The organism is Pseudomonas sp. NPDC089401 (assembly GCF_044749485.1).
GTDB lineage: Bacteria > Pseudomonadota > Gammaproteobacteria > Pseudomonadales > Pseudomonadaceae > Aquipseudomonas.
Genome location: NZ_JBIVIA010000003.1, coordinates 98,457 through 110,887, shown reverse-complemented (window position 1 = coordinate 110,887; position 12,431 = coordinate 98,457). Strand labels below are relative to the sequence as shown.

Genomic DNA, 12,431 nt, shown 5'->3' with positions numbered 1-12,431 from the left:
TCGATGGTGGCACTATGCTACTTTGATGGCGGCGCATGTCGCAGCGTGTTTTTGCCCGGCGGGTATTGCGGCATCAAATATTCGCGTCGATGATGCGAGCAATGGACATAACTTGAATAACGGCGGAATCACGAGATTGGTCGCACACCGTACTCCAACCGGCAATTCGGGCTCAGGCGACATGGGCGAACGCATTGCGCAGTTCGATTGGCGCACTACCGCGCTGGGGCCACTGCCGCACTGGCAGGCGCCATTGCGCATCGCCGTCGACATGATGCTGGTGTCTCCCTTCCCCAGCGCCGTGGTCTGGGGCCCGGACATGAGCATCGTCCACAATGCCGCTTACCAGGCCTTGCTCGGGGGGGGGCGGCCATTGCTGGGGCAACGCTTCGACAGCGTGTGGAGCGAGCATTGGCAGGGTATTGGCCCCTGGGTCTTCAAGGCCCTTGAAGGCAGTGCCCATTTCGTCGACGACCAGCCGCTGATGGTCGAGTGCGACAACACGGCGGTCAAGGCCTGGTATGCCTTCAGCTATACACCCATCCGCGACGAACTCAACGATATCGTCGGCTTTCTGCACACGGTGATCGAGACCACCGCCAGTGTCGATGCCCACGCCAGATGGCGTGATCAGGCGCTGGCGTTCGAAGGGCAGATCAAGCGCATCGTGGCGGATCGCGAACATATCTGGCAATTGTCGCGCGATGCCATGCTGGTGGTCAGCCGCGAGCTCAGGATTCAGGCCGTCAATCCGGCCTGGCAGCGCATTCTGGGTTGGCACGACGAGCAGATACTGGGCATGCCGATCCTCGACCTGGTGCACCCGGCCGACAAGGCCGAAGTGGAGGTGTCGGCGCTCGAGTTCATTCGTGACAAGAGTGTCGAGCAGCTGGAAACCCGCTTGCGCCATGTGGATGGCCATTATCACTGCTTTCGCTGGACGGCCCGTTTCGACGGTTCGCTGCTCACTGCGGTGGGGCGCGACATTACCGAAGAGCGGGAGGAGGCCATGCGTCAATCCGAGGCCTTGCTGCGCGACACCCAGCGCCTGGAGTCGGTGGGCCAGCTGGCCGGCGGCATGGCCCACGAAATGAACAACCTGCTGTCTGGCATCGGTGGCAGCCTTGAAATGCTGCAACGACGTTTGGACCAGGGGCACCAGGAGCGCCTGCAGCACTATGTCGAGCTTGCCCGCGACTCCGTGCAGCGCGCCATGAGCCTGACCCATCGCCTACTGGCCTTCTCCCGGCACCAGCCATTGTCACCCAGGCCGATCGACCTCAACCGCCAGCTGTCGGCCATGGAGCCCTTGCTGGGTCAGGTCCTGGGCGCCGAGATCCGCGTGATCTGGGAGCTGGACGTGCAGCCGTGGACAGTTTGCCTGGACATCGCCCAGCTGGAGAGCGCGCTGGTCAACCTGTGCGCCAACGCTCGCGAAGCCTGCCTGGGGCGTGGCGAACTGACGATCCGCACCATCAACCAGCGGCTGTCCACTGCGTTCCCGGGTGATAACGGCCTGTCGCCGGGTGATTATGTCGCCCTGCACATCATCGACAACGGCCATGGCATGTCTGCCGAGGATGCCGCCAGGGCGTTCGAACCGTTTTTCACCACCAAGCCCATGGGGCGTGGCTCCGGGCTGGGGCTGCCAATGGTGTACGGTTTCGTCGGGCAGTCCGGCGGCCACGTCTGGATCGAGTCGGCGCCGGATCATGGCAGCAAGGTTTCCATGCTGTTCCCGCGCTGTCACGAGTCGATCGAACCGCCGGCGCCGGCCCTGGTCCCGGCGATGCCTCGGGCGAGCGGGCAGCGCCTGCTGCTGGTCGATGACGAACTCAACCTGCGCGTGCTGATGGGCGAGTTCTTGCGCGAGCGTGGTTTCGAGGTGAGCGATGTCGCCGATGCCAACGCCGCGCTCGATCGCTTCCGGCATGATGGGCCGTTCGACCTGGTGATCACGGATATCGGTCTGCCCGGTGGCTTCAGTGGCCGCCAGGTGGCCAGGGCGATGCGCATGATCGAACCGGAGCAGAAGATCCTGTTCATCACCGGCTACACCGATCAACCCCTGGAGCCGCAGTTGCTGGAGATACCGGGAACGGCGCTGATGCTCAAACCGTTCCAGTTGAACAACCTGGCGAACCAGGCCTTGCTGATGCTCAGCGAGTGACCCAGCTCAGGCGCCCGTGAGGATTTGCGCCACCTTGGTCTTCAGCTGTTGCAGTGCGAAGGGCTTGCAGATCAGTTGCATGCCCTGGCCGAGAAAGCCCTCGCGGGCCATCGCCGTCTCGGCGTAGCCGGTAATGAACAGCACCGGCAGCTGTGGGCGAATGGTGCGGGCTATTTCCGCCAACTGCCGGCCGTTCATGCCCGGCAGCCCGACATCGCTGAGCAGCAGGTCGATCGCCAGGGGCGAATTGAGCAGCTGCAGCGCTTCGCTGGCATTGCTGGCACTGCTGCAGGGGAACCCTTCTTCCTGCAAAGCCTGGCACAGCAACTGGCGCACGTGCGGGTCGTCCTCGACTACCAGCACATGCTGGCCGTCGGGTGGAGCCAGATTCTCGGTCGCGGGCCTGGGGGGCTGGGGCTGGTCCAGGTGCCGCGGCAGGTACAGATCGACCCGTGTGCCTTGGCCCAGCTGGCTGTTCAGCACGACATGGCCCAGTGACTGTTTGCTGAAGCCATACACCATCGAAAGGCCCAGGCCGATGCCTTGGCCAACCGGCTTCGTGCTGAAAAACGGCTCGAAGGCGTGTTCCAGGGTGTTCGGCGACATGCCGTGGCCATCGTCGGTAATGCTCAGGCAGACATAGTCGCCACCGGCCAGGGCACTGCCTTCGAACTGGTGGCTGGCGATCCGCTGGTTGCATGCGCCGACCACCAGGCTGCCGCCACTGGGCATGGCCTCACAGGCATTGAGCAACAAGTTGTCGATGGCTTCCTGCAACTGCACATCATCGGCTTGCACCGGCCACAGGTCGGCAGGCGTTCGAACCTCGAAGGCTACGCTGAGTTGCGGCGAAGCTTGCAGTTTCTGGCCCTGCAGCAGCGCCTGCAGGTCGACACGCTGACTGTGCAGCGATTGCCGCGACGAAAATGCCAGCAACCGGTGAGTCAGCCGGGCGGCGCGCGCGACCGCTTCCTGCCCCCGGTGCAGCAGGCTGTCGATCCCTTCGCTGCGGCCTTGTTTCAGGCGCCGGTCGATCAGTTCGAAACTGCCACCGATGCTGGTCAGCAGGTTGTTGAAGTCGTGCGCCACGCCCCCGGCCAATTGGCCGATCGCCTCCATCTTGCGCGCCTGGTAAAGGGCCAGTTCGCTGACCTGTTGTGCCTGGCTGCGTGCGTCCAGGCGCTGCTGGAGGTCCTGCAGGCAATCGCGGGCCAGGTACTGGCGGCGCCGGTTGCGCAGTGCCAGCTGGGTCAGGTGCAGCAGCTGCACATCTTCGAAAGGGGCCATGAGCAAGGTCAGGTTGCCCAGCGGATGGTCTATCGGGGAGGCCGCAGTGGCTGGCGTGTTGGTCAGCAACACGATGGGCAGGTCCGACCAGGGCGGCTGCTGTTGGAAGTAGCCATCGAGCAGCGCGCCCGGCATGTCGTCCAGTGCCTGCTGGGCAATGATCACCAGGCCTGCGCCTTCCACCAGGCAGGCCAGCAGCGTGGCGCCGTCCTCCGTGCACAGGCAGGCGATACCCGCACCCGCCAGCAGCCTTGAGGTGTCGCTGGCGAGTTTGCGGGGTGCCAGGATCAGGGCACGTTCATCCAGCGACAACGAGCTGGCCAATGCGAATCTCCTGTAACAGTGAGCAGAGCCGATGCGCGGCCCTGCCGCCAGTGGTCCGTTATCCTCTGGACCACGGCTGTTCACCGAGGGTTCCAGGCAAATTCAGAGGCCTTGTTGCAGGAACGGATCGTCGGGGTTCTGCCGCTCCAGTTCGGCCAGCAGTACCTGCACGTTCTGCAGCTGGCCGGTTTCTTTCCAGTACTGGATCAGCAGCACCCGCGCACGGCGATTGGCCGGCTGGCGGCTGAGTAACGTCTCCAGCTGTTTCTGGGCGGCATCGGCCTGGTCCAGCTCATGCAAGGTCACGGCCAGGGTGTAGCGGTAGTCGGTGTTGTCCGGCTCCAGCTCCACGGCGCGCGACAGCGCGAGCAGGGCGTATTCACGCTGCTCGTGGCGATTGAGCCAGAGCCCCAGCTCATATTGCAGGAACGCTGAATCCGGGCGCAGGGCCAAGGCCTTGGCCAGGACCTCGCGCGATTGCTCATGCTGGCCCTGGCGTTCCAGTAGCCGCACCTGGGTGGCCAGGGCGTCGAGGTTGTCCGGGGCAACCGCGAGGCTGCGCTGCAGCGCCTTGGCCGCCTGGACATAGTCGTTCTCGTGCAGGTACAGGCGCGCCAGGTGTACCTGGGCTTCGGCGTCGTCCGGTTGTTGCTGCAAGGTCTGCTGGTACTGTTCCAGTGCTGCCTGCAAGGGGCCGAAATACAGGCCGATGGCGTCGGGGTCGAGGCCGAGCAGCGCGTCCACGGCGGCGAAGCGCACGCTCTGCTCGTCGTCATCGAGCAACGGCCCCAGCACCAGGCTGCGCTGGGCCGGTGGCAGCAGGCGGTGGATGCTGGCGATGGCGGCACGGCGCACCAGCGGGTCATCGTTGTCCAGGTCCAGGCGGGCCAGCTTGAGGGCTTGCGGCGAGGGGTAGTTGGGGAGTTCGCTGTACAGCGCGGCACGGCGGATCGCTGTCAGGTCATCGCGTTGCAATTGCTGGTACAGCACCCGCGCAGCCCCGGGTTGGCCGTCGTGGGCCTGGCGCAGCGCCTTGGCGTAGCTGTGCGGCGGCAGCACCGGCGGCGAAGGGGGCGTGTCCCGGCGCAGGTAGACGACACCGATCGACACCAGGGCCAGCAGCGAAATGGCGATCAGGGCGTGATGGCGTCTGGGCATCGTGTGGCGCGGTCCATGGCGGTGGGAAGGCAGAGCTTGGGGCAGAATGCCGGTGCAGGCAACATAAAAAAGCCCCGCAGGCCAAGGCCCGCGGGGCAAACGGTTGGGGGAGGAACCAACCAAAGGAGTCGTTGCGGCGGGGGATCAGCGCGTGCTGGCGAGCGTTTCCGGCTGCCAGCCGCCGCCAAGGGCCTTGTAGATCGAGACGATGCCGCGGTACAGATCGACCTCGCCCTGGGCCTGGGCGTCTTCGGCGCTCAGGCGTTCACGTTCGGCATCGAGCAGCACCAGGTAGTCCACCGTACCTTCGCGGTAGCGCACCGAGGCCAGGTCGGCGGCCTTGCGGCTGGCATCGCTCTGGCGCATCAGCGACAGCAGTCGCTGCTGGGTCTTGTCGTAGTCGCTGAAGGCGTTGGCCGACTCTTCCAGGGCCAGCAGCACGTGCTGCTCGTAGTTGGCCAAGGCACCTTCGGCATCGGCCTTGGCCCCACGCAGGCGGGCCCGCACGCTGCCCAGGTCGAACGCGGCCCAGGTGATGCTCGGGCCCAGTGCCCAGGCATTGGCCGCCGACGAGCCGATCTGCGAGCCCCGCGCGGCGGTAAAGCCGAGGAAGCCGCTGAGGCTCACCCGTGGGAACAGGTCGGCGGTGGCCACGCCAACGCTGGCGGTGGCTGCCGCCAACTGGCGCTCGGCGCTGCGGATATCCGGGCGACGCCGCAGCAGTTCGCCCGGGTCGCCGACCGGCAAGGCCTTGGCAATGGCCGGCAGGGCCTTGGGCGACAGGTCAACGCTGAGTGCCTCCGGACGTTGGCCGAGCAGGGTGGAGATGCGGTGGCGGGCGCGGGCCTGTTCGGCCTGCAACTGCGGCACGGTCGCCTCGACACCCGCCAGGCGGGCATCGGCGCGTACCACGTCGAGCTCGTTGCCGACCCCGGCGTCGCGCAGGGTCACGGTGATGGTGCGCGACTCCTGTTGCGTCTTGAGGTTGGCCAGGGCGATCTTCTCGCGCAGTTGCGCACCACGCAGCTGCCCATAGGCATCGACCAGCTCGGCGATCAGGCTCACCTGCAACTGCTGCAGGTCGGCCTGGGCCGCCGCTGTCTGGGCTTCGCTGGCCTCGATCTGGCGCTGGATGCGGCCGAACAGGTCGAGCTCCCAGGCCATGTCCAGGCCCAGGTCGTAGCGTTCCTGGTTGACCCGCTGCTCGGTCTGGCCGGGCACCTGGCCCTTGCCGACCTCGCTGCTGGCACGACTTGTGACCACCGGGAGCTGGTCATTGGCGGCGTCGTCACGGATCGCCCGGGCCGATTTCAGCCGGGCGAAGGCCACGCGCAGGTCGCGGTTGCCGTCCAGCGAGGCCTGCACCAACTGGTTCAGCACCGGGTCGTCGAACTGCTTCCACCACAGGCTCTCGAAGCGGCTGCGGTCGAACGCCTTGGCCTGGGCCTCGGCGCTGTCCAGGCGTGCGGGTTCGGTGTCCGGGGTCTTGTAGTCCGGGCCTACCGCACAGGCCGCCAGGGCCAGTGCCAGCAGGCTTGGGGTCAGGGGTTTGAGCAGGTTCATGCGTGGTTCTCCAGCACGGCGGCGCGTGCGGCCTTGCGGGCCTGGCGACGCTCGACGAAACGGCGGATCAGGAAGAAGAACACCGGGGTCAGGAACAGGCCGAACACGGTCACCCCGATCATCCCCGAGAACACCGCCACACCCATGGCATGGCGCATTTCCGAGCCGGCGCCGGAGCTGAACACCAGCGGCACCACGCCCATGATGAAGGCGATCGAGGTCATCAGGATCGGCCGCAGGCGCAGGCGGCAGGCTTCCAGCACCGCGGCCAGCGGGTCGAGGCCCTTGGCCTGCTCATCCTTGGCGAACTCGACGATCAGGATCGCGTTCTTGCACGCCAGGCCAACCAGCACGATCAGGCCGATCTGGGTGAAGATGTTGTTGTCGCCACCCGACACGATCACCCCGGTGATGGCCGACAGCAGGGTCATCGGCACGATCAGGATCACCGCCAGCGGCAGGCTCCAGCTTTCGTACTGGGCGGCCAGCACCAGGAAGGCCAGCAGCACGCACAGCGGGAAGACCAGCAACGCGGTGTTGCCCGAGAGGATCTGCTGGTAGGTCAGGTCGGTCCACTCGAAGGTCATGCCGTTGGGCAGTTCCTCTTTCAACAGTTTCTCGATTGCCGCCTCGGCCTGGCCGGAGCTGTAGCCGGGGGCTGCGGCACCGTTGATTTCGGCGGTGATGAAGCCGTTGTAGTGCATGACCCGGTCAGGGCCTGCGGTGTCGCTGACCTTGAGGAAGGTCGCCAGCGGGATCATCTCGCCCAGGTTGTTGCGCACCTTCAGCTGGCCGATCTGCTCGGCATCGAGGCGGAACTGCTGCTCGGCCTGGACGTTGACCTGGTAGGTGCGGCCAAAGCGGTTGAAGTCGTTGGTGTACAGCGAACCCAGGTAGACCTGCAGGGTGTCGAAGATGTCGGTGATCGCCACGCCGTGGGTCTTGGCTTTCTCCCGGTCGATGGCGGCATCGACCTGGGGCACGTTGACCGTGTAGCTGGTGAACAGGCCCGCCAGTTCCGGCACCTCGTGGCTCTTGGCGATGATGTTCTGGGTTTCCTTGTACAGCGCTTCGTAGCCCAGGTTGCCACGGTCCTCGATCTGCAGGCGGAAGCCGCCGATGGTGCCCAGGCCTTGTACCGGCGGTGGCGGGAAGATCGCGATGTAGGCGTCCTGGATGTCGGCGAACTTGGCGTTCAGCGCGGCGGCGATGGCGGCTGCCGACTGGCTCGGGTCCTTGCGATCGTCGAACGGCTTGAGCGGGGTGAACACGATGCCGCTGTTCGGGCTGTTGGTGAAACCATTGATCGACAGGCCCGGGAAGGCCACCGAATCGGCCACGCCCGGCTGCTCCAGGGCGATTTCGCTCATGCGCTTGATCACCGCCTCGGTGCGGTCGAGGCTGGCGGCGTCAGGCAGCTGGGCGAAGGCCACCAGGTACTGCTTGTCCTGGGCCGGGACGAAGCCGGTCGGGGTGGACGAGAAGCCCAGGTAGGTCAGGCCCATCAGGCCGGCATACACGAACAGGGCGATGCCACTGCCGCGGATCACCCGCCGCACGCCGCCGACATAGCCATGGCTGGCGCGGTCGAAGAAGCGGTTGAACGGCGCGAACAGCCAGCCACCCAGGAGCTTTTCCAACAAGCGCGAGAAACGGTCCTTGGGTGCGTGGTGCTCCTTGAGCAGCACGGCCGCCAGGGCGGGCGACAAGGTCAGCGAGTTGAACGCCGAAATCACGGTGGAGATGGCGATGGTCAGGGCGAACTGCTTGTAGAATTGCCCGGTCAGGCCGGAAATGAAGGCCGCCGGCACGAACACCGCGCACAGCACCAGCGCCGTGGCGATGATCGGCCCGGTCACTTCGCTCATGGCTTTCTGCGTGGCTTCGAGCGGCTTGAGCCCAAGCCCGATGTTGCGCTCGACGTTCTCCACCACGACGATGGCGTCGTCCACCACGATGCCGATGGCCAGCACCAGGCCGAACAACGACAAGGCGTTGAGCGAGAAGCCGAACAGGTGCATGACCGCGAAGGTACCGATCAGCGAGACGGGTACGGCCATCAGCGGGATGATCGAGGCGCGCCAGGTCTGCAGGAACAGGATCACCACCAGCACCACCAGGATCAGCGCTTCGAACAGGGTGTGCACCACCGCTTCGATGGAGCCGCGGACGAACACGGTCGGGTCATAGACGATGCTGTAGTCCATGCCTTCCGGGAAGTCCTTCTTCAGCTCGGCCATTTTCGCCCGCACTTCGTCGGAGATCTCGATGGCGTTGGAGCCCGGGCGCTGGAAGATCGGGATGGCCACGGCCGGCTGGTTGTTCAGCAGCGAACGCAGGGCGTACTGGCTGGAGCCGAGCTCGACCCGGGCAATGTCCTTGAGGCGGGTGATTTCGCCATCGGCGCCGGCGCGGATGATGATGTTCTCGAACTCTTCCTCGTTGACCAGGCGGCCCTGGGTGTTGATCGACAGCTGGAAGCTGGTCGCGCCTGGGGCGGGCGGGGCGCCCAGCTGGCCGGCGGCGACCTGGCGGTTCTGCTCGCGGATGGCGGCGACCACGTCGCTGGCGGTCAGGTTGCGCGAAGCGGTCTTGTTCGGGTCGAGCCACACGCGCAGCGAGTAGTCGCCCATGCCGAACAGCTGCACGTCACCCACGCCGCCCAGGCGTGCCAGCTCGTCCTTGATGTTGAGGATGGCGTAGTTGGACAGGTAGAGCATGTCGTAGCGGTTGTCCGGCGAGGTCAGGTGCACGACCATGGTCAGGTCGGGCGAGGCCTTGTCGACGGTAATGCCGATACGGGTCACTTCTTCCGGCAGCTTGGGCTGGGTACGGGTGACGCGGTTCTGCACCTGCACCTGGGCGTTGTCCAGATCGGTGCCCAGGGCGAAGGTGATGGTCAGGGTCAGCTTGCCGTCGGCGGTGGACTGCGAGGACATGTACAGCATGTTCTCGACGCCGGTGATGGCCTGCTCCAGCGGCGCGGCGACGGTTTCGCCGATCACCTTGGGGTTGGCGCCGGGGAAGTTGGCGCGCACCACCACGGTGGGCGGTACCACTTCCGGGTATTCGCTGATCGGCAGCTGGAACAGCGAGATGGAGCCCGCGATCAGCAGCACCAGCGACAGCACCGCGGCGAAGATCGGCCGGGTAATGAAGAATTTCGAGAAGTTCATCGGAGGGGTCCCTTAACCGCGTGGCGCCTGGGCGCTGGCGACTTTTTCGTTGGTGCCGGCCACTTTCGGCGCCGGGTTGCTGGCCTCCAGGGCCTGGCGCTGCTGGGCGAGGGCGGCGAGGGTCTGGTCGCTGGCCATGGCGGTCTCCTGCGGCGTCACCGGCGAGCCAGGGCGCACGCGCTGCAGGCCCTTGACCACGATGCGGTCGTCCTTGGCCAGGCCGCTGCGCACGATGCGCAGGCCTTCGAGCTTGGGCCCCAGTTCCACGGCGCGGTAGGCCGCCTTGTTGTCCTTGTCCATCACCAGCACGAACTTCTTGCCAAGGTCGGTGCCGACCGCTTCGTCGTTGATCAGCACGGCATCGTACTGGGCGCTGCCGACCAGCTTCAGGCGCGCATACAGGCCGGGGGTGAACTGGCCGTCGCGGTTGTCGAACACGGCGCGGCCACGGATGGTGCCGGTGCGCGGGTTGACCTGGTTGTCGACGAAGTTCATCTGGCCCAGGTGCGGGTTGCCGGTTTCGTTGGTCAGGCCCAGGTACACCGGGGTGCTCTGGCCGCGCTGGCCTTCGCGCGCCAGCTGGGTGTACTTGAGGTACACGCGCTCGTCGGCGTCGAAGTAGGCGTAGACCTTGTCGGTGGAGACCAGGCTGGTCAGCGGCGTGACATCGGCGCTGACGATGTTGCCGGCGGTGAACGCAGCGCGGCTGACGCGGCCGCTGATCGGCGCGGTGACGCGGGTGAAGCTGAGGTTCAGGCGAGCCAGGTCGAGCTGGGCCTGGATCGCGTCGACCCCGGCGCGGGCTTCGGCGGCGGCGCTGCTGCGCGATTCGGCAAGTTCGGCGGAGATCGCGTTGCTGTCGCGCAGGCGCTCGCCGCGGCGGGCTTCGTTGGCGCTGCGAACGGCGGTGGCCCTGGCCTGCTGCAGCTGCGCTTCGAGGCGGCGGACTTCAGCCTGGAACGGGCGCGGGTCGATCTGGAACAGCAGGTCGCCTTTCTTCACCTGGGCGCCTTCGGTGAAGGCGACCTGGTCGATCTGGCCGGAGACCCGGGGGCGTACTTCGACGGTTTCCGGAGCTTCCAGGCGGCCGGTGAATTCGTCCCACTCGTTGATCGGCTGTTCGATGACCTTGGCCACGCTGACCTTGGGCGCGGCGGGAGCCTGCGCAGCGTCGGGGGTGCGGCCACAAGCGCTGAGCACCACCACTGCCAGGGCAGCGAGGGGGAAGCGCAAGGGTTTGAGTGAGTGGTCCATGGAGAACTCCGCCAATGTATTAGTAGTGGGCGGAGTGTGAGTGTCTTGCGCGTGACGCACGAATCGAACGCAGCGAAGGTTATTATCACGCGCAATGATAAGGCGGGATCAATCATCGATGGCGGGCATGTGACGGGGCCAGCAGGTAAGCCCTCTAAAGCAGTGCCGGCCCCTTCGCGGGTGAACCCGCTCCCACACGGACAGCACAAGCCTCAAGCCGTGTGCAGGCCCTGTGGGAACGGGTTCACCCGCAAAGAGGCCAGTGCAGCCACCCCCAGCTCAGCGACTGAAATAGGCCCCACCTTGCACACTTACCACCGCCTGCCCAGCCCTCTTGGTATCGTCCTCCTCGGCGTACTGCAAATCCTGGTCTGGGGCGGCTCGTTCTTCCTCATGGCGGTGATGGCCGACCCGATCAGCCGCGACACCGGCTGGCCCAGCCAATGGGTGTACGGCGCGCTGTCCCTGAGCCTGATGGTCTCGGCCCTGTTCGCGCCCTTGTCCAGCCGCCTGGTCGCCCGCTACGGCGGCCGCCCGCAGATGGCCGCCAGCGGCGCGGTGGTGGCGGTGGGCCTGCTGGTCATGGCCAGCAGCCACAGCCTGGCGCTGTTCCTGCTGGCCTGGGCGGTGATCGGGGTCGGCATGGCCATGGGCTTGTACGAAGCGCTGTTCGCCACCCTCGGTGGGTTGTATGGCGAAGGCGCAGGCAAGGCAATCACCGGCATCACCCTGATCGCCGGTTTCGCCTCGACCCTGTCCTGGCCAACCGTGGCCCTGGCCATCGAGCACTTCGGCTGGCGCGCGACCTGCGTGTGCTACGCGCTGGTGCTGATCGTGGTGGTGGCGCCGCTGTACTGGCGGGTGCTGCCCGCCGGTGGCCGGGTCGAGGCGCCGCTCAAGGCGCAGGAGCAGGGCGAAGCCGTCGGCGTCGACCGCCAGCTCTACTGGCTGCTGACCAGCATGTTCGCCATCGGCGCAATCATCATGACCGCCATCGCCGTGCAACTGGTGGCCGTGTTGCAGGGGCTTGGGCATTCGCTGCCGGTGGCCATCGGCCTGGCGGCCATGCTTGGCCCAAGCCAGGTGGCCTCACGGGTGCTGCAGATTCTCGCCGGCAAGCGCCACCCGATCTGGACCGCGCTGGCCTGGGTCAGCCTGGTGCTGGTGGGGCTGCTGATGGTGACGCTGGTGCCAGCCGCCACGGCCATCGGCTTGCTGGTGTTCGGCTGCGGCAACGGCTTGCGGGCGATCGTGCGTGGCCTGCTGCCGCTGGCGATGATGCCACCGGCGCAGTACGTGCTGCTGATGGGGCGCATGTCGCGGCCTTCCTTGGTCGGGCAGGCGCTGACGCCGCTGGTGGGGGGGTATCTGTTCGAACACTTCGGCTCGATGGGCGTGCTGGTCACCTTGTGCCTGCTGGCACTGACCAATGTGCTGCTGGTGGGGCTGGTGATGCGCCGGGTGCGCGCCAGCCATTGAGCCTGCGCGCACGCCGGGGT

Annotated in this window: 7 protein-coding genes; 2 read left to right on the top strand and 5 right to left on the bottom strand. The window is 66.2% G+C overall.

The window, feature by feature from the left end; all coding sequences use genetic code 11:
* The first annotated feature begins 181 nt into the window (after positions 1-181).
* A complete protein-coding gene (locus ACIP21_RS07960; RefSeq protein ID WP_400686116.1) occupies positions 182-2,170 on the top strand; it encodes an ATP-binding protein in 1,989 nt (662 codons plus the stop codon).
* A gap of 6 nt (positions 2,171-2,176) precedes the next feature.
* On the opposite strand, the gene ACIP21_RS07955 is transcribed toward ACIP21_RS07960, so the two are convergent.
* The 5 genes from ACIP21_RS07955 to mexE all read right to left on the bottom strand — a co-directional run bounded on the left by ACIP21_RS07955 (position 2,177) and on the right by mexE (position 10,932).
* Positions 2,177-3,781, bottom strand: a complete 1,605-nt coding sequence (locus ACIP21_RS07955; RefSeq protein ID WP_400686113.1) for a response regulator — start codon at positions 3,779-3,781, stop codon at positions 2,177-2,179.
* A 102-nt stretch (positions 3,782-3,883) separates the two neighbouring features.
* A complete protein-coding gene (locus ACIP21_RS07950; RefSeq protein ID WP_400686111.1) occupies positions 3,884-4,939 on the bottom strand; it encodes a tetratricopeptide repeat protein in 1,056 nt (351 codons plus the stop codon).
* A gap of 144 nt (positions 4,940-5,083) precedes the next feature.
* Entirely contained in the window at positions 5,084-6,502 is a 1,419-nt protein-coding gene (locus ACIP21_RS07945) for an efflux transporter outer membrane subunit (RefSeq protein WP_400686108.1), read from the bottom strand.
* Positions 6,499-9,678, bottom strand: a complete 3,180-nt coding sequence (locus ACIP21_RS07940; protein ID WP_400686105.1) for an efflux RND transporter permease subunit — start codon at positions 9,676-9,678, stop codon at positions 6,499-6,501. Before ACIP21_RS07940 ends, ACIP21_RS07945 begins: the two co-directional genes overlap by 4 nt.
* A 12-nt stretch (positions 9,679-9,690) precedes the next feature.
* Positions 9,691-10,932 (bottom strand): multidrug efflux RND transporter periplasmic adaptor subunit MexE, encoded by a 1,242-nt coding sequence (gene mexE, locus ACIP21_RS07935; RefSeq protein ID WP_400686102.1) that lies wholly within the window; start codon positions 10,930-10,932, stop codon positions 9,691-9,693.
* A gap of 303 nt (positions 10,933-11,235) precedes the next feature.
* On the opposite strand from mexE, the gene ACIP21_RS07930 reads away from it, so the two are divergent.
* Positions 11,236-12,411, top strand: coding sequence for an MFS transporter (locus ACIP21_RS07930; RefSeq protein ID WP_400686099.1), 1,176 nt, complete (start codon positions 11,236-11,238; stop codon positions 12,409-12,411).
* Positions 12,412-12,431 lie beyond the last annotated feature (20 nt).

What these genes read in the sequence shown, in the direction of transcription:
- ACIP21_RS07960 (WP_400686116.1), top strand. Translation starts at nt 182, where the DNA reads ATGGGCGAACGCATTGCGCAGTTCGATTGGCGCACTACCGCGCTGGGG.
- ACIP21_RS07950 (WP_400686111.1), bottom strand. Translation starts at nt 4,939, where the DNA reads ATGCCCAGACGCCATCACGCCCTGATCGCCATTTCGCTGCTGGCCCTG.
- ACIP21_RS07940 (WP_400686105.1), bottom strand. Translation starts at nt 9,678, where the DNA reads ATGAACTTCTCGAAATTCTTCATTACCCGGCCGATCTTCGCCGCGGTG.
- mexE (WP_400686102.1), bottom strand. Translation starts at nt 10,932, where the DNA reads ATGGACCACTCACTCAAACCCTTGCGCTTCCCCCTCGCTGCCCTGGCA.
- ACIP21_RS07945 (WP_400686108.1), bottom strand. Translation starts at nt 6,502, where the DNA reads ATGAACCTGCTCAAACCCCTGACCCCAAGCCTGCTGGCACTGGCCCTG.